The sequence below is a fragment of the Arthrobacter livingstonensis genome, assembly GCF_003219815.1.
Classification (GTDB): Bacteria; Actinomycetota; Actinomycetes; order Actinomycetales; family Micrococcaceae; genus Specibacter; species Specibacter livingstonensis.
Genome location: NZ_QJVD01000034.1, coordinates 14,033 through 31,492, shown reverse-complemented (window position 1 = coordinate 31,492; position 17,460 = coordinate 14,033). Strand labels below are relative to the sequence as shown.

Below are 17,460 nucleotides of genomic sequence, written 5' to 3'. Positions count from 1 at the left end.
AATGGCTCAAAAAACACCTCACCCAACAACTCGACCACCGCAACAACACGACAGCAGGCCTGGGGACCGGCGCGGCGACGGGAACGGCGCCAGGCGCCCGCCCGGAAAGCATGGCAACCCCGCGGTTCGACCGCAGCCACAGCCCGCTCGAAAACCTCATCGAATACAACATCAAGCCCCACACCAACGAAGACCACTGACGGAACTGTATCGCGCACCGGTCCCAACAAGGCCCCGCCACCGGCCCGCCCGGCACCGACCGAATCACATGGCTGAGACGGCAGCGTTTCCCTCCCCGTCGACGTCGACCTTGAATTGCCTGCCGCCGGCCCAGAGACCGGAGACGCTAAAGGCGCCAAACGGCGTCGGCACCGCGGCGGCCACGACGGGCAGCACGCCGTGGCCCTGCGGTTCCAACCCGAGGGTGGCCAAGAGAATCGTTACGGCAGCTGCGCCCGCCCAGGCCTGCGGGCGGCAGGACGAGGGGTAGGGCAGCGGCCCGCCGTCGCCTGGCGTGTGGCCTGAGAAAAGCTCCGGCAGCCGGAAGCCAAAGGACTCTGCGGCATCCAGCAGTCCGGATGCAACGAGGGCGGCCTCCGCGACGTGGCCCGCCGCCGCCAGCCCGGCCAGAATCAGCGCGGAATCATGAGTCCAGACAGAGCCGCAGTGGTAGCGCAGCGGCCAATAGCCGCCGTTGCCCGTATCCAGGGTCCGGATGCCAAAGCCGGAGAAAAGACTCGGGTGCATGAGCCGGGCTGCGACCACCGCGCTTTCGTCCTCGGAGAGAATGCCGGTTCCCAGCAGGTGGCCCATGTTGCTGGCGACGCCGTCCACCGGGCGCTTGTCCGCATCCAACGCGATGGCGAGGTAAGGCCCCAGCCCGTCCCGGCACCAATATTCGGCACGGAACTTTCTGGCGAGGGCGGCGGCCCAGGACCGCCAATCGGCTGCTCCCGGCTGGCCAAACGCATCCAGCAGTTCCGCGCCGTCAAGGGCCGCCCGGTACGCGTAGCCCTGCACTTCGGCCAAGGCGATGGGACCGCGTGCCAGGGAGCCGTCCTGGCAGCGGATGGAGTCCGCCGAGTCCTTCCACCCCTGGTTGGCCAGGCCGTGGCCCGTGGTGTCGAGGTATTCCAGGAAGCCGTCGCCGTCGGCATCCGCCCAGTCGCGCAGCCAGGCCAGGGCGGCCCCAAGGTTGTCCAGCAGCGCCCGCACTTCCCCTTCAGGCATGCCCCATTTCCAGGCGTCGTGGAGAAGGCTGATCCACAAGGGCGTCGCATCCACGGTGCCGTAATAGACGGGCGGGAGGCGCAGCTGGTCGTTGTGGGAGGTGGCCGGCAGCAGGAGTTCTCCGCGGCGAAGTTCGTGCAGGATCTTGCCGGGCTGTTCGGCGGTTTCCAGGTCGCAACCGGCGCCCTGCCGTGCGGCCAGGATGCGCAGCGTGCCGGCCGCCAGCTGCGGATCGACGGGCAGCAGCATGCGCGCGGCGATGAGGGAATCACGTCCGAACAGTGTGAAGAACCACGGCGCCCCGGCAGCCAGGAAGACGTCGGAAGGCTGTTCGGTGCTGGACATTCGCAGCCCGGCCAGGTCCTGCTGTGCCCGGGTCACCAATGCCGCCAAGCGGGGATCCCGGGCACTGACGGTCAACGGCGGCGGGGCCGTCACCCCGGCCGCAGTGACTGGCGAGAGGGTGTCGGCGGCGTCGACGGACCAAGCCGCCCGTGCCTGTCCCCCGGGCGGGATGGTAAGGTCCCAGCGGAACCGGATCCCGCCGTCGCACTTCTGTGCCGTAGCCCCCGGCGCGGAGACCGACGCGGTGACAGCACCCGAGGACGCGAGCCAGCAGCCGTCCTCAAGCACGGCAGTGGTCGGAAGTCTTGGACCGCCGGACTTGACGGACGCCATGGGTGAAAAGTCGATGCCAAGCGTCAGTTCGATCGACACCGCCACCTCTTTGGGCAGCTTGGAATCCAGCACAATGTCCTCAAGGACACGGCCCGTCTGCACGGTCCGGCGTCGGACCAGCACGAGCAGCGGGTCGGCATGGCTTTCGCCGGCGGACCGGACCACAGCCTCAAAGGACGCCCCGGGGCCGCTCTCCCTGGACACGCCCAGCGCCTCGGGCTCCTCGCCGTTGACGGTCAGCACTGCCTCCCCGACCACCCGCGTGTCCGCGACGTAAATGCCCTCCGCCCCCTGCCTGCGAATCTGCCCGTCCCGCCCGGACCAGGCCTGCATGGGGGCGGCCAGCAGCACGTTCAAGTCATGAAGAAAGGGTTGGCGGCCGGTCATGGGCTCCTCCTGGGGCTTGGGCGCGTGCGATCACTGGTAGGTTCATCCTCCCGCCAAAGCGGGGGAAAGCACATGGTTCACGCCAGCCCATTGCCGCCCCTCCTACCGCCGAGTAGCATCAAATCAACAGCGAGTCCTGAGCTCCGCATGCCGGTTCCCGTGTCGGCGCCGGCGGAATCGAGGAAACCATGAGCACACCTGCGGGCGGTTCTGCCGCCACCACCACGCCGCACGTTACGGCCGAGGACGCGCGCAACGCGGCGGAGGCGGCCCGGGAATCCACATGGGATCGGCCCAGCTTCGCCAAGGGGCTGTACCTGGGGCACTTTGACCTGGGCCTGATCCATCCCCATCCGCAGGCGCCGGACGACGACGTGGCCCGCGGCGACACCTTTCTTCAGGAGGTCGAAGCCTATGCCCGCACCATGGACGCCTCCGTCATTGAACGGGACGCGCAAATCCCGGACGAATACCTGGCAGGACTTGCCAAGCTGGGCGTGTTTGGCATGAAAATCCCGCGGGAATACGGCGGTCTCGGACTGAACCTGACGTACTACGGCCGGGCGCTGGCCATTCTGGGCAGCGTGCACCCGGCGTTTGGCGCCCTGGTATCCGCCCACCAGTCCATCGGGGTGCCTGAGCCGGTGAAGGTGTTTGGCAGCAAGGAACAAAAGCAAAAGTACCTGCCCCGCTGCGCGGCCGGCGCCGTCACCGCCTTTCTGCTCACCGAGCCCGACGTCGGATCCGACCCCGCGCGCATGGCCTGTGCCGCCGTGCCCAGTGAGGACGGCTCCGAGTACATTCTGGACGGCGTAAAGCTGTGGACCACCAACGGCGTCATCGCCGAACTGGTGGTGGTCATGGCCGTGGTGCCCTCGCGCGGGCCGGATGAAAACGGCAAAAAAACCGGTGGCATCACGGCATTTGTGGTGGAGGCCGACTCCCCCGGGATCACGGTGGAGCACCGCAACAAGTTCATGGGCCTGCGCGGCATTGAAAACGGCGTCACCCGCTTTCACCAGGTCCGTGTGCCGGCGGAAAACCGGCTGGGCCGCGAAGGACAGGGGCTGAAGATCGCCCTGACCACCCTGAACACCGGACGGCTGTCCATCCCTGCCATGGCCGCGGGTGCCGGCAAGTGGTCGCTGAAGATCGCCAGGGAATGGTCCAACGCCCGCACCCAGTGGGGCCACCCGGTGGGCGAGCACGAGGCGGTGGGCAAGAAGCTGGCCTTCATGGCGGCCACCACGTTTGCTTTGGAGGCAGTGTTTGAGCTTTCGGCGGCACTGGCCGACGCCGGCATGAAGGACGTGCGGATCGAGGCCGCCCTGGCCAAGCTGTGGTCCTCGGAAATGTCGTACAAGTGCGCCGACGAGCTGGTGCAGGTGCGCGGCGGCCGCGGTTACGAAACCGCCGAATCCCTGGCGGCTCGCGGCGAACGTGCCGTTCCCGCCGAACAGCTGTTGCGCGACCTGCGCATCAACAGGATCTTTGAGGGGTCCACGGAGATCATGCACCTGCTGATCGCCCGCGAAGCCGTGGACGCGCACCTGGCCGCCGCCGGCGACCTGGCCTCCACCACGGCGAGCCTGCAGCAAAAGGGCAGGGCTGCCGTGGCGGCCAGCGGCTTCTACGCCAAGTGGCTGCCGCAACTGGTGGTGGGCAAGGGACTGGACCCGCGCTCCTACATCGAGTTCGGGCCCCTGGCCAAGCACCTGCGCTTCGTGGAGCGCGAATCAAGGAAGTTGGCCCGGCAGACCTTCTACGGAATGGGACGCTGGCAGGGCAGGCTCGAATACAAGCAGGCGTTCCTGGGCCGGATAGTGGACATCGGCGCCGAGCTGTTCGCCATCGCCGCCTGCTGCAGCAGGGTGGAGATGATCCGCCTGAAGGACCCCGTCCAGGGCAGGTCCGCCCTGAAACTCGCGGACGCCTTTGCCAGCCAGTCCCGCCTGCGCGTGGAGGTCCTGTTCAGCGAGCTGTGGCACAACACGGACGACGCCGATTCCTCCCTGTCAGCGTCGCTGCTGGCCGGTGACTACGCCTGGCTCGAGGACGGGATCATTGATGTTTCGGAAGGCACCGGCCCGTGGATCGCCGACGCCGCCCCCGGCCCGACGAAGCAGGAGAACCAGCACCGCAAGTACCGGTAAGGTAACGGGCCGACAGGGCGCATCACATCTTGATTTCATTCCGGCGGCTCGCCGTTCACCGGCCGCGCCGCGCATTTCCCGCGCCTACCGTATGAAAGTACACATGCCTGTGGACGATATGGGGAACTGCCGTGGATATTATGCATATCAATTCATATCTTTTGGTCTATACCGGGACCGTGATGCTGGGCGTTCTCATGCTGGGCATCATTGTCCTCTCCTTCCTTGCCGTGACCTCCGTGCTGGCCGTGGTCTACGGTTTGGTGCATGCTGCCCGCCGGCTCACGGCCGCGGCCGTGCGGTCCAGGCCCGTTGTGGTGCCCGGCCCCGCCACGCTGCGGCACTCCAGCCGGACCGTCGTCGTCCTCATGCCCCGGAGCCCCACTGTGCCTGTTGAAACCGGGCCTGTTGTAACCGGGCGGGTTGAAACCGGGGCTCAGCAGGCTCCCGTGGGCAGGGCCGCCTAAACCACGAAAACCCCCGCTGCCTCGGGGCAGCGGGGGGTTTCGGACGACTGGCTTGACTTAATCAGCCGTCGGTCTTGACGATGTACACGTCGCACGGGGCGTTGTGGGAGACGGCGTTGGCGACGGAGCCCAGCACGCGCTTGAGGCCCTGCATGCGGACGTTGCCGACCACGATGAGGTCGGCATTGAGCTTGGTGGCCTCCTCAAGAAGAACGTCAGCCGGCTTGCCCAGCGCGGAAGAGTACTCGGTTTTCACTCCGCTGATCTTCAGCTCCTCGGCCACACGCTGTGCAACACGCTCGGCCTCGTCGGCGGTGGACAGGAACCATTCGTCATTGCCGATCTCGACCTTTTCGGTCTTGTCCTCACCGAAGGCCGTCACCACGCGGAGGGTGGCCCCCAGGGACTTGGCCAGGTTCGCCGCAACACGCGCGGCCTTCATGGACGTTGAGTTGCCGTCGACACCGACGATGATAATTCCCGCCATTTTCTTACATCCTTCGTTTGGTATTCAGAGAATTCTTTACAGGTTTACCAGCTTAGCCAAAGAATCCGGCATTGTGGCCGAATGGTGGGGCAACTAACCGTTCCCGTTACGGCCGCCGGCCATTTCGGCCAGCAGTACCAGCACATGCTTGTAGTCCTGCCCGGTGGCGCGGGTCATGCCCAGTTCACACGTCCGGTTGCAGGAGGCGTGCGCCGACGCACCCATCCCGGCAACGTCCGCCGCCTGTGCCGCCGTGGCGGAGGCGGTCAGCTCCGGGTGCAGCATGCCGCGATCCCCGGCAAAGCCGCAGCAGCCCCAGTTCTCAGGCACCAGCACGGACTCCGCCACGGCGTCCGCCACCTTTTCCAGCGCCGGGTTCATCCCCATCCGCGTCGATGAGCAGGTGGGGTGCAGCACCAGCGACTCGAGGCGTTCCCAGCCTTCCCCCAGCACCGGCAGGATCCTCTCCGCCGTGAATTCCACGGCGTCCACCACCCGCAGCGGCGGCAGACCGGCCGCCGGCACCTCGGATTCAATGGTGTGAATGAGCCCCTCGGTGCAGCTGGACGCGTCGCAAATGATGTCCAGTTCGCCATTTCGCGTGGCTGCCCGCAGCAGATTCAGCGTCCGCGCGTGCATGTCCGCCAGCCCGGTCTCCATGCCCTTGGACGACCACGGCGTGCCGCAGCAGGCCCCGTCAATGCCTTCGGGCACCAGCACCTCAATCCCGGCCCGCGCACACAGCTGTTCAAAGCTGAGCTGCACGCCGGGCCCCTGGACCGCATGGGACGAACCGGCAGCCGCGCCGAACATGGCGTTCACGCAGGCGGGAAAATACACGGCGGCCGGGGCCCCTGCTGGTGCGGGCCGGCGTCGCGCTTTCCCGCCGGACGGCAGTTCCGCCGAATAAAGCGGCAGGGTGTCGGCGCCCAGCACCTTCCGTCCCAATCTGTTGGCCGGAAGCACGACGCCGGGCGGGACCTTCGCGGCCACGCTCAGAGCCAGTCCGGCCCCCTTCGTCACGGCACCCCAATGCCTGGCAGCCGTCTCCCAGACCCCGTTTTCCAGCTTCCCGTTCGTGTCCCGACGCAGGTGCTTGACCAAGTTGCCGGTGTTGATGTCCACGGGGCAGGCCGTCTGGCACATGCCGTCGACGGCGCAGGTGTCCACGGCGTCGTAGTTGTAGTCAGCCTCCAGCGCGGCGGCCAGCGCGGTGTCACCGTCGGCGCGGGCCTGCTCGATGGCGCGCAGGGTGACTATGCGCTGGCGCGGGGTGAGCGTCAAGTCCTTGCTGGGGCAGACCGGTTCGCAGTAACCGCAGGAGACGCAGCGGTCCACCTCGGCATCCACGGCCGGTGGCGCGGGCTTGATGTGGCGCAGGTGCGCCGTGGGGTCGTCGTCGAGCAGCACCCCGGGGTTGAGCATGCCGGCCGGGTCGATGAGGTGCTTAATGCGGCGCATCACGTCGTAGAGTTCGTCGCCGTACTGGCGGCGCACAAACGGGGCCATGACGCGTCCGGTGCCGTGTTCGGCCTTCAGCGAGCCGCCCTCACCAAGCACCACGTCCACCATGTCCTCCGTGAACGCGGCGTAGCGGTCCAGTTCCTCCCTGCTGGCGAACCGGTCCGTGAGCATGAAGTGGATATTGCCGTCCTTGGCGTGGCCAAAGATCACTGAGTTTTCATAGCGGTACTTCTCAAACAGCGTCCCAAGTGCCACGCAGGTCCGTCCCAGCACGGGCACCGGGACCACCACGTCCTCCAACAGCGCCGTGGTGCCCTGCGGGCGGGCGCCCGCAACCGATGTATACAGGCCCTTGCGCAAGTGCCACAGCTCGGCGCGGATTGTGGCGTCGGAACTGAAATGCGCCGGGGCGTCCAGGCCCAAGGATCCTGCGAGCGCGGCGGCCCGCGCGTCCAGCTCCGCCAGCTCTCCGACGTCGCCGCTTTGGTATTCCACAAGCAGCGCCGCATGGTTTTTCACCCGCAGGTCCCGTACGACGCCGGGCACCTGGGTCAGCCCCTGGCCCACCTTGAGTGAGAGTGAGTCCATGAGCTCCACGGTGGCCGCGCCGCTGTCCACGAGCGCGGGAAGTGCCGTATTGGCCGCCTCCAGGTCCTTGAAGACGAGCAGTCCCGTGGTGGCGTGGGCCAGCCGGGGCACGGTGCGGAACACGGCCTCGGCCACAAAGCCAAGCGTGCCCTCGCTGCCGACGATCAGGTGCGCCAGGATCTGTGCCGGGCTCTCAAAGTCCAGTAACGCGTTCAGTCCGTAGCCCATAGTGTTTTTCATGGAGAACTGGTGTTCAATGGTGGTCCGGGCCGCGGGGTTGGCCAGGACCCGCCCGCGCAGTTCCAGGAGCCCGGCAAAAATGTCCGGTTCCAGCGCGCGGAGGTGGGCATCGGCGTCGTCCGCCGCCGTGTCGATGACGGTGCCGCCGGGCAGCACCACGGTGAGGGATTCCAGCGTGCGGTAGGCGTTGTCGGTGGTGCCGCAGGCCATGCCGGAGGAGTTGTTCGCCACGACGCCGCCGATGGTGCAGGCGACCTCGCTGGCGGGGTCCGGGCCGAATTTGCGCCCGAATCGCAGCAGTCGGGCGTTCAGGGCGCGGACCGTGACGCCGGGCTGGACCCGCACCCGGGCGCCGTCGTCGAGCACCTCGATGCCGCGGAAGTTTTTGCGCACGTCCACCAGCAGGCCATCGGTCACGCCCTGGCCGCTGAGACTGGTCCCGCCGGAGCGCAGGGTCAGCGGCAGCCGATGCGCGGCGCTGATCTTCAGCAGCTTCGCCACTTCCCCGGCGTTTTGCGGCACGGCGACTGCCTGCGGGACGAGGTAAAAGTGGGAGGCGTCATGGGCGTTCGCGTGCAGGTCCAGGGCCCGGGTCTTGGTTTGTCCCGGGCCGGCCATGGCGGCCCGGACCTGGTCCATGGCCGTTTCCTCCGCTGACTCCACTGCCATGCACGCATCCTTGCCTTCGTTGGGGATATTCACAGTCTCCCTGCGTTCCTGGGTTGGCGCAATGGACTGGTTTGTCTGACAAGTATACTCAAAGGGAAAACCGGAATGTTCCAGGAAAAGGTGCCCATGGCCCGCCAAATCGCCACAAAGTCAGTTGTGGATGCCGTCACCGACGACGTTCGCGCGCGTATCCTTTCCGGCAGCCTCACCTCTGCGGCGGCCGTGACGGAACTGGAAATCGCCACCGCGTACGAGGTTGCCCGCCCCACCGCCAAGGCCGCCATCGAAAAGCTCGTCGGGGAAAACCTGCTGGTTCGCGGCTCCCACAAAAGCGCCCGCGTGGCCGAGCTGGGGCCGGACGCCGTCCGCGACATTTATCAGGCCCGGGCCTATTTGGAGAGCGGAATCCTGCGCCGCCTGGCCGCATCGCACACCGTTCCGGAGGCCGCGGTTGCGGCGAACGCCGAGATCCTGGCTGTGACCGGGGCGGGCGACCTCGCCCTGGTGGAACCTGACCTGCGCTTTCACACGGCACTGGTGGCCGCCGTCGGCAATGAGCGCATTGCACGCATGTACGGGTCCCTGGCCGGAGAAGTACGGCTGTGCATGACGCGGGTGCAGTCGCTCCACCTGCTCGACAGCGCCGCCATCCACGCCGAGCACCGGCAAATCCTGGACCACCTGGCCGCCGGCGACGCCGAAGCTGCCGCGTCGGCCCTGGACAGCCACCTGGCCACGGCCCGCGAGCGCCTGGCGGAGGCGCTGGCGGCGTAATCCCGGGATATCCGCAGTAGCCGGTGCCGGGGCGCACCCGCCGCGGCACCTTGAACGGGCACATCATCGCCATTTGGCCAGATCATTCCATGATGATCTGACCGTTCATGCATCCGGCCGTCAGGGCGGGCTCCCCCGTCGTGCACACACGGACAAACAGTCGTCGTTATCCACGAATTCAGGCTCCGCCGCCAGGGATCAGCCAAACGATGGGGTCAAGCCGGCCCCAATGGAAACATGGGATCCAGCCGCCCGGTCCCCCCACAATTGGGCCATACTCAACGAATCCGATGTGCCGCTGCGCCGGACTGGCCTGGGCTGCGGGGAAGACAAGACGAGCGTCCAATACGGAGGCGAACACCACCTCGCGCCCACACAACAGTCCGGCGACATCGCCCGAGACTACGAGATCGCCGAGGCCGGCTGGCACCAGGCCAAGAACGACAAGGCGGACTAGAAGGATGGCGCCCGCCCGGCAATCCGGAAGGTCCAAAATGCTGGTCCGCGGCGGCTGGCAGGACCCCGACAACCTCGCCGGGGGTCCCGGCCGCGACGTTCGGCGGTAACAACAGCGAGGTCCAGGGGGCGAAACGAAACGGAAATCCGGCCCGGGTCCGGAGCGGTGAAACGCCGGCGGCCGGCCATAGGCGTTTCACCGCGCAGGCGCGCCCCAGAGCATCCCGACGGGTTGGGCATTTGGCCCAGGGCGTGTCTCCCCACCGTTTGGGCCTCGCCACTGGTACGAATGGAAGTGTGCCGATCCTCCCAAAAGAGCGTGATCCCCGGCTGATCACCATCCGCCGCGGGGGCACCCTGACGGACGAACACCACCGGCTGTTGGCCGGCTGGGCCCTCCTCTGCGCCGAGCACGTGCTGCCGCTGTTCGAGGACCATCAACCAGGTGACAGCCGGCCCCGCGACGCCATCGAGGTTGGTCGCGCCTGGATTCGCGGCGAGGTGCGCATGAGCGAAGCACACCAAGAGGCTTTCCAGGCCAATGCCGCGGCGCGCGGGATGCCCGATCCAGTGAAGTTCGCCGCACTGTCGGCGGGCCAGGCGGTTGCGGTGGCCCACGTCGCCGCCCACGATCTGGGCGCCGCGGCGTACGCCATCAGGGCCGCCGGTGCCTGCGCCCCGGCCGCCGACGCGGAACTTGCCCGGGTCAAGGAACGGCAGTGGCAGCGGGCGCGTCTCCCCGCCGCCGTCCGTGAACTCGTTCTCGACGATCAACGAGGCCGAAGCGCCATCTGCTGGCACGTCTTCGACGACTAGTCCGTTGCCCGCCACTCATCCGCTTCTGCCGCGCCAAGCCGCGCCAGGCCGCGCCCGGCGCCGCCCGGCTGCGGGCCGGCTGCGGGCCAGGCCCGCCCGAATTTAGATCACCCGTGGCGCCTTGGCCAGATTGGCTGCCAGTTCGGCCGCGTTTTGCCGCACCACGTAGGCGGGACGGTCGCGCTCCACGCGCCAGCTCTCGGACAGCTGGCCGATGTTGACGGTATCGAAGCCGAACTCGTCATACAAACGCGTCACCAGCTCGGCAGCGTCCGCGTGGTCGCTGGCCGTGGCCAGGGCCCGGCGGTTGTCGGTACCGGCAGCCGTTCCATCGGTGGTGATGTGGGCTGACTGGATGTGGTTGAACCCTTTCGCCACCTTCGAATCCTTCAAGTGCTCCTGCAGGAGCCCGGACACGGTGGTCTCCCCGTTGTCCAGGGCCGGGATGTGGCCGTCGCGCTCCCAGTAGTAGTTGTTGGTGTCGATGACCACCTTGCCGGCCAGCGGTTCGGCCGGGATGTCCAGATAGCTCTTGAGGGGGACAGTGACGACGGCGAACTCCGCCGCCCCCGCTGCCTCCCGCGCCGTGGCTGCCCGGGCACGCGGCCCCAGCTCCTCCACCAGTCCCGCGAGGGTTTCGGGCCCCCGCGAATTGCTGATGACCACGTCATAGCCAAGCTGCACGGCCTTGCGCGCAATCTGGCTGCCAATGTTTCCTGCTCCGATAATTCCCAGTGTTGTCATGTTCGTGTAACTGACGGGCCACCCGTAAAAATTCCGCGCGTTGCGCCATGTTGCGTGGAGACCCGCCTTAGCGGAAGTCGGATTCCCCAAGCAGCGGGGCCAGCTGCGCCTTCTTCTCCGCCGCTATGCGCAGCACGGTGCCGCTGCCCTCGTGAAAGAACGCCAGCACGGTTTCGGCAATGGCGCATTTAACGTCCGTGACCGGGTCAAAAATGGCATAGGCCACGGTGATGCTGGCACCCTTGACGGAGCTGATCCACACCTCGATCCGGGCGGGGACGTTGCGGTAGTTCAACGGCACCAGGTATCGCACCCGGTGTTCCGCCACGAGCGCCTGGGTGCCTTCAGGGAGCTCGGAAAAGATCGGCAGGTCCACCTCCATGCCAGGCATCCCGGTACCCGAGGGCGGGCCAAAGGCGTGGATGCGCGCCTCCTCCAGGATCCGCAGCACCTCCACATTGTTGATGTGCCCGTACGCGTCCATGTCGCCCCAGCGCATGGGGACGTTCACGGTGAGCCGGGTGCCGCCGTCGTGCCTTGAATCCAGTGCCATGGGCCCACGATATCGTGCCCCGGGGGTGCGAATGGAACTTTGTCCGTCCGTGGCCCTACTGTGGAGCTTGCGTAAATTTCCTCCACGCGTTGAGGGAGCCACGCGCGCCGAAAGGACATTGCCTTTGATGGGACCCCATCACGCCGCCTGCGGGGCCGCCGCCTGGCTGGCCCTGACCACCAGGTTCCATGTTGACATCAGCGGTGCCGCGCGAGTGGCCACGTTCCTGCCGGACGGGTTCGACGTCGGCCTGGGCCTTTTGCATGTCAGTGCGGCCGGCGTCCTGGCCGGTACCATCGTCACGGCGGGCGCTGCGCTGCTGCCCGATGCCGACCACCGAAACGCGACGATCGCCCATTCGCTGCCGCCGGTTTCCAATGCCATGTGCATCGAGGTGGGGCGTCTGTCCGGCGGGCACCGGCACGGGACGCATTCCGTGCTGGGCATGGCTGTTTTTGTGTTCATTTCGATGCTGGCCGGCATGTGGACGGCCGAACTGGAACCGTTCGGCCTGATTTTTCCGGGGGCGGGCATTTTGACGGTGCTGCTGGCATCGTTTGCGGCCAAGGCGTTGAAGTTCATCCCGGACACCATGCGGAAGTTCCCCTGGATCCTTGGCCTGTCGGTGGGTGCCTTCATCACCTTCTTCGCCCCGCAGGAACAGTTCTGGTTCCCCTTGGCCGTAGGGCTGGGCGTGGCCGTGCACATTGCCGGGGACATGCTGACCACCGGCGGCTGCAATCTGTTGTGGCCGCTGCGGATCCGGCCGCCCCGGCTCGCCCGGAGACTGCCGCTTGTCCGCCATGTGTGGAAGCGCAACGGAAGCGTGGCGCTTCCCATCCTCGGCAATGCCGGCTCCTGGCGCGAATGGATGCTTTTGGTTCCCGTCAGCGCCTACGCGGTGCTGGGGACTGTGGGCAACGCGGCGAGCTGGCTGGGCTGAGCCCGGCCCACCCCGGAGGCAAATTGCATCCTGCCGAGCATGGCCTGGGAGCACGGGATATTTTTCGGGAAACGCACAGTTCCGTTGGTTAGCATGGCACCATGCCAGCAGTCCGTTCATCCCGCCGACGTGTGGAACTTGTCCTTGTTCCCTTCGTGGCTGCCGTATGCATGGCCTTTATCATCGGCGCCATTGTCATGGACAACGATTCCGGCGGGTGCCCCACCGCCACCTGGCACAACCACGTGACGCTGTCACTCGCCGGCGACCAGGCCACGGCGGCCCGGGTTTCCGCGGTCACGACGTGCGCGGGCGCCAAGTGCGCCCCGCCCACGCCCACCTTTGCGAAGAATGCCCGCAACGGCTCCGCCATGCTGACCCGCCAGCCGGACGGGGCCTGGCTGCTTGATGTGGGGACGAAGCCGTCACCGACCGTCACCTTCAGGGCGTTTGACGCCGCCGGAAACGTCCTGGGCCAACAGTCCAACACCTTGAATTGGACCAGGGTGGGCGGCAATGAAAAATGTGGCGGCCCCATGGCCGCCATGAAAGTGGTGCTCAGCCTGCCGTGACTGCCCGCGGTGCAGCTAGCGGTTGAGGAAATACATCAACGCGCCCGCGGCCCACGTCCCGGCCGCCAGGGAGGCGAAGCCAAATTCGGCCAGCATGCCCAGGCCCGTGGCCTTCAGCGCAGCCAGGGACGATGATACTGCGGGCTTGACGGCCTTTTGCCGCGCCAGTTCGGAGACAAACAGCCCCACGGCAAAGCCAAGCAGCAGCCCCACCACCGGGACCACAAAGAAACCGACCACGCCCAGGACCAGCCCGGCAATGATGGAACGTCCCGGAATCTGGCGTTCCTTCATGGCCCGCCCGGTCAGCACGGTGCTGGAGAGCATGCCCGCGGCCACGAACAGCACGCCCACGCCGAACACGACCCAGCCCACCGGCTGCCCCACCACCAGGGCCCACACCAGTAGGCTTGCGCCGATGAGCAGGCTGCCGGGGAGGACCGGAATGATCACTCCTGCGGCCCCCACCAGGATGGCGAGGCCGCAGATGACGGTCCAGGCGATTTGTGTGTCCATGCGCCCCATCCTGCCAGATTGCATTCCCCGCCACGTCGGAATCGCGGTAAGGGCCAACCCTGCTCAACCAACGGCCGTGCCGCTCCGGCGGCGGCGGTGACGTGCCGGACACCGGGCAAACGGCCTAGACTTTCAAGGGTGACTGCAACGAAGGAAAGCGACCCGTCCCCTGCCGGGTCGCCACGGCTTCCCGCCGTGCTCGGTGCCGCGGGAAGCTCCTCGGCCCTGGCAGGCCTTCTTGGCGCCGGCGCTTTTGTGCTGTACACGGTCTACTCCTGGCTGCAATGGCGCAGTTTTGCCATCAGGTCATGGGACCTGGGCATCTTCACCCAGCTGGCCAGGGACTACGCCCACTTCCAGGCGCCGATTGTCAGCATCAAGGGACAGGGCTTCAACCTGCTGGGCGACCACTTCCACCCCATCCTGGTGGTGCTGGGCCCGGTGTACCGTGTCTTCCCCAGCGCCTTCACGCTCCTTGTGGTGCAAAACCTGCTGTTCGCTGTGTCCGTGGCGGTGGTCGGCCACCTGGCCATCAAGCGCCTGGGCCGGATCCCCGGCGTCTGCGTCGGCATCGGTTACGCGCTGAGCTGGGGCCTGCAGTCCGCAGTGGATTCGCAGTTCCACGAGATCGCCTTCGCCGTGCCGCTGCTGGCCCTGTCCCTGTGTGCACTGATGGAGGAGAAGTGGCGGCAAGCCTGGATCTGGGCGGCTCTGCTGGTCTTCGTCAAGGAGGACCTGGGCCTGACGGTGTTCATGGTTGGCCTGGTCATGGCCCACCGCTCGCGCCGGCCGGCCGGGCTTTGGCTGGCGGCCTGGGGCGTGGCCTGGTTTGTGCTGGCCACCCAGGTCATCCTACCGGCCATGAATCCGGGTTCCGCCTGGGCCTACCAGGGCCAACTGGACATTGCCGGGCTGCTGAGGGACCCGGCGTCGTTGTTCCAGGGCGACAAGGTGGCCACCGTGCTGCTGCTCGCTGCCATCACGGCGGGCCTTAGCCTGTTCTCGCCGCTCGCTCTCATCGTGCTGCCCACCCTGGCCTGGCGCTTCCTCTCCGACCTGCCCGTGTACTGGGGCCAGGAGTGGCAGTACAGCGCCGTGTTGATGCCGGTGGTGTTTTGCGCCGCCATTGACGCACTCTCCCGCCGCAAGGTGCTGGATTCGGCAAAACTGCGGCTGCTCTCGGGCGCAGCCCTTGCGCTGATTGCCGTGGCCCTGTGCGGCCAGTTCGCCTTCGGCAGACTCGCCGACCCCGGGCAGTCGTTTTCGACCGTGAACAACGCCGCCGCCGTCAGTGCGCTTGACGCCGTCCCCAGCGGGGTCACGGTGGAGACGGACATCAGCCTCATGAGCTATCTGGCGGACCGGACCCAGGTGTACTGGGTCGGCAACACGAACCCGCCGCCGGACTATGTCCTGATGGATGTTTCCGGCCGTCCCGGCACCCCGGACTCCACGACCGCCACCGAGGCCGAATCCAGGTTCCCCGGCACCCGTTTCATCACCGTCCATGCGGACGGCCATTTCCAGGTGGCCAGGCAGGTGGCGCAGTAACCGTTCGGGTTCGTTTCCTTCCGGACAGTAGACTTTGTCCGGCAATACTGAAACGGGAACGGATGGCACATGCTTGAAGCGGCGGCAATATTTCTGGCGGGCTTTTGGGCCGGCATGATCAATGTTGTGGTGGGCTCAGGGACGCTCGTGACCTTCCCGGTGCTGCTGCTTTTTGGCTACCCGCCGCTGACCGCGAACATTTCCAACAACATCGGCCTGGTGGCCGGCGGGCTGTCCGGCACCTGGGGGTACCGCAAGGAACTGGCACCCAACAAGGACATGATCAAGCGGCTGCTGCCGGCATCGGCCGTTGGCGGCCTGGTGGGCGCGCTGCTGCTGCTGGTCCTGCCGGCCTCGGCCTTCAGCACGATAGTCCCGGTGCTGATTGTCATTGGCATCCTCATGGTGGCCTTTGGCCCGGCACTGCAGCGGCTGCTGGCCAAGCGGCGGTTTACCGGCCCCAGCGACGGGCCGTCCCGCAGCGGGGCGGGCCTGATCGCCGGAATATTTGTGCTGGGCATGTACGGCGGATACTTTGGCGCGGCCCAGGGCATCTTGATAGTGGGACTGCTGAGCATCCTGACCACGGTGGCGCTGCAGCAGATCAACGCCGTGAAGAACGTGCTGACCACGGCAGTCAACGGCATTGCCGCCATCACGTTCATGGTGGTGGCCTGGCACTACATCGACTGGAAGGTCACGGCCCTTATTGCGTGCGGTTCTCTGCTGGGCGGCCTGGTGGGCGCACGGTTTGGCCGGAAGCTGCCGCCCGTGGCGCTGCGGGCCACCATCATCGTGGTGGGCACGGCCGCGCTGATCAAGATGGTGTTCTTCTCCTGACGGGGCGCGGCCGCTACCGACTCAGTCCACGCCCTTGATCTTCACCACAAACACCGCTCCCAACAGGCCGATCACGGCGGCCACCACGTAGAGCGTCACATAGCCGCCCAGGACGGTGACCAGCGGCCAGGCGATGATCGGGGCAATGACCTGAGGCAGTGAGTTCGCCACGTTAATCACCCCCAGGTCCTTTCCGCGGCTGGCCGCCGACGGCAGCACCTGCGTGAGCAGCGCGAAGTCCACGGCCAGGTACGCGCCGTAGCCGACGCCCAGCACGGCAGCACCGACCAGCGCGCCGGGCCAGGTGGGCGCAAACGCCAGGATCAGGGCGGCCAGGGCGATGATGGCGGAGGAACCGATGACAAACGGCTTCCGCTTGCCCACCCTGTCCGTCCACCGGCCGCCGATGACCGCGGTGACGAGGGTCAGCACGGCGTATATGCCGGTGAGGACCAGCACGCCAAATTCGGGGTTGTCAAAGCCCACGGCGTCGCGCAGGAAGAACAGCAGGTACAAGGTCACCAGGTGGTTGCCCACGTTGACCAAAAAGCGGGTGATCCAGGCCCAGCCAAAATCCGGGTACATCCGGGGCGAGATCCAAAACCCCTTGAAGAAGGCCGGCCAGGAGAACGGCGGACGGTCAGCGCGCGATAGCACCTGGTCGTTGGAGAGAAACAGGTAGGGCACCATGCCGGCCACCAGGGCCACGGCGCACAGGACATAGCCAAACGCGTAGTTTCCGGCCACCACCGCGCCAATGGCGGCACCCATCAAGATGCCCACCACGGTGCCCATGGAGGCCAGCCCGCCGATGCGCCCGCGCTCCCTCACGGGCACCTGGTCCGGCACGGCGGCAGTAATGGCAGCAAGTGCGCCGTTGCAGCCCAGCTGCACCAGGCACCACAGCAGCATCATGGCGCCGACGCTCGGAGCCACGGTCAAGCCCAGCAGGCCAATGGTGCCCAGGAGCGCGCCGATGAAGACCCACGGCACCCGCCGGCCGAAGCGGGAGACGGACCTGTCGCTGAACGTGCCGAACAAGGGGTTTGCCACGAGGGACACGGCGGCGCCGGCACCCGTGACCAGGGCCAGGATGCCTTCCTTTTCGGGTTCGCTGAAATGGATGGCCTGCTGGCCCAGCAGCACCTGAATGGGTCCGAAGAACGCCGCGTTGATGCCGACATTGACCAGCACCACGGAGGTTGTCCAACGCTTCCGGACGCTGACGGTGGGCTCCGAGAGCGCCACGCCCCGCGACCCGGCACCACTCTGCGGTCCGGCCAAGTTATCCGTCATCATGCCCCCATTTTTGACTTGTCCCCGGGCGGGAAA

The 17,460-nt window shown here is 66.8% G+C and carries 17 protein-coding genes; 10 read left to right on the top strand and 7 right to left on the bottom strand.

Going from position 1 to position 17,460, the window contains the following annotated elements; translation table 11 throughout:
- Positions 1-200, top strand: a 200-nt coding sequence (locus CVV68_RS23655; RefSeq protein WP_170133270.1) for a hypothetical protein, incomplete at its 5' end; no start/stop codon positions are given.
- A 64-nt stretch (positions 201-264) separates the two neighbouring features.
- On the opposite strand, the gene CVV68_RS20255 is transcribed toward CVV68_RS23655, so the two are convergent.
- Positions 265-2,295, bottom strand: coding sequence for a glycogen debranching N-terminal domain-containing protein (locus CVV68_RS20255; protein WP_110502810.1), 2,031 nt, complete (start codon positions 2,293-2,295; stop codon positions 265-267).
- A gap of 188 nt (positions 2,296-2,483) precedes the next feature.
- Between CVV68_RS20255 and CVV68_RS20250 the strand changes: the two genes are divergently transcribed.
- On the top strand, positions 2,484-4,448 hold the full coding sequence (locus CVV68_RS20250) for an acyl-CoA dehydrogenase family protein (RefSeq protein WP_110502809.1): 1,965 nt from the start codon (positions 2,484-2,486) through the stop codon (positions 4,446-4,448).
- Positions 4,449-4,579: 131 nt separating this feature from the next.
- On the top strand, positions 4,580-4,915 hold the full coding sequence (locus CVV68_RS20245; RefSeq protein ID WP_146238978.1) for a hypothetical protein: 336 nt from the start codon (positions 4,580-4,582) through the stop codon (positions 4,913-4,915).
- A 61-nt stretch (positions 4,916-4,976) separates the two neighbouring features.
- Here the strand turns inward: CVV68_RS20245 and CVV68_RS20240 are convergent, their stop codons facing one another.
- Both CVV68_RS20240 and CVV68_RS20235 read right to left on the bottom strand, forming a co-directional pair.
- Positions 4,977-5,402 (bottom strand): universal stress protein, encoded by a 426-nt coding sequence (locus CVV68_RS20240; RefSeq protein ID WP_110502807.1) that lies wholly within the window; start codon positions 5,400-5,402, stop codon positions 4,977-4,979.
- A gap of 93 nt (positions 5,403-5,495) precedes the next feature.
- Positions 5,496-8,363, bottom strand: a complete 2,868-nt coding sequence (locus CVV68_RS20235; protein WP_438502662.1) for an FAD-binding and (Fe-S)-binding domain-containing protein — start codon at positions 8,361-8,363, stop codon at positions 5,496-5,498.
- A gap of 105 nt (positions 8,364-8,468) precedes the next feature.
- Here CVV68_RS20235 and CVV68_RS20230 point away from each other — a divergent pair, with 105 nt between their 5' ends.
- The 3 genes from CVV68_RS20230 to CVV68_RS20220 all read left to right on the top strand — a co-directional run bounded on the left by CVV68_RS20230 (position 8,469) and on the right by CVV68_RS20220 (position 10,409).
- Positions 8,469-9,137, top strand: coding sequence for a GntR family transcriptional regulator (locus tag CVV68_RS20230; protein WP_245933677.1), 669 nt, complete (start codon positions 8,469-8,471; stop codon positions 9,135-9,137).
- 229 nt (positions 9,138-9,366) lie between these two features.
- Positions 9,367-9,594 (top strand): putative endonuclease domain-containing protein, encoded by a 228-nt coding sequence (locus CVV68_RS20225; protein WP_110502806.1) that lies wholly within the window; start codon positions 9,367-9,369, stop codon positions 9,592-9,594.
- Positions 9,595-9,890: 296 nt separating this feature from the next.
- Positions 9,891-10,409, top strand: a complete 519-nt coding sequence (locus CVV68_RS20220) for a putative immunity protein (RefSeq protein ID WP_110502805.1) — start codon at positions 9,891-9,893, stop codon at positions 10,407-10,409.
- 102 nt (positions 10,410-10,511) lie between these two features.
- On the opposite strand, the gene CVV68_RS20215 is transcribed toward CVV68_RS20220, so the two are convergent.
- A complete protein-coding gene (locus CVV68_RS20215; protein WP_110502804.1) occupies positions 10,512-11,153 on the bottom strand; it encodes an NADPH-dependent F420 reductase in 642 nt (213 codons plus the stop codon).
- Positions 11,154-11,220: 67 nt separating this feature from the next.
- A complete protein-coding gene (locus CVV68_RS20210) occupies positions 11,221-11,706 on the bottom strand; it encodes an acyl-CoA thioesterase (RefSeq protein ID WP_110502803.1) in 486 nt (161 codons plus the stop codon).
- A 127-nt stretch (positions 11,707-11,833) separates the two neighbouring features.
- Here CVV68_RS20210 and CVV68_RS20205 point away from each other — a divergent pair, with 127 nt between their 5' ends.
- Both CVV68_RS20205 and CVV68_RS20200 read left to right on the top strand, forming a co-directional pair.
- Positions 11,834-12,649, top strand: coding sequence for a metal-dependent hydrolase (locus CVV68_RS20205; protein WP_306415714.1), 816 nt, complete (start codon positions 11,834-11,836; stop codon positions 12,647-12,649).
- Positions 12,650-12,750: 101 nt separating this feature from the next.
- Positions 12,751-13,221, top strand: coding sequence for a hypothetical protein (locus tag CVV68_RS20200; RefSeq protein WP_146238977.1), 471 nt, complete (start codon positions 12,751-12,753; stop codon positions 13,219-13,221).
- A 15-nt stretch (positions 13,222-13,236) separates the two neighbouring features.
- On the opposite strand, the gene CVV68_RS20195 is transcribed toward CVV68_RS20200, so the two are convergent.
- Complete coding sequence (locus tag CVV68_RS20195; protein ID WP_110502800.1) at positions 13,237-13,737, bottom strand: DUF456 domain-containing protein; 501 nt, start codon at positions 13,735-13,737, stop codon at positions 13,237-13,239.
- 138 nt (positions 13,738-13,875) lie between these two features.
- On the opposite strand from CVV68_RS20195, the gene CVV68_RS20190 reads away from it, so the two are divergent.
- A complete protein-coding gene (locus CVV68_RS20190; RefSeq protein WP_110502799.1) occupies positions 13,876-15,288 on the top strand; it encodes a DUF2079 domain-containing protein in 1,413 nt (470 codons plus the stop codon).
- Between the two features lie 69 nt (positions 15,289-15,357).
- The gene (locus tag CVV68_RS20185; protein ID WP_110502798.1) at positions 15,358-16,128 is read left to right on the top strand and encodes a sulfite exporter TauE/SafE family protein; all 771 of its coding nucleotides are present in this window, start codon (positions 15,358-15,360) and stop codon (positions 16,126-16,128) included.
- A 21-nt stretch (positions 16,129-16,149) separates the two neighbouring features.
- On the opposite strand, the gene CVV68_RS20180 is transcribed toward CVV68_RS20185, so the two are convergent.
- On the bottom strand, positions 16,150-17,427 hold the full coding sequence (locus CVV68_RS20180) for an MFS transporter (RefSeq protein WP_110502797.1): 1,278 nt from the start codon (positions 17,425-17,427) through the stop codon (positions 16,150-16,152).
- Positions 17,428-17,460 lie beyond the last annotated feature (33 nt).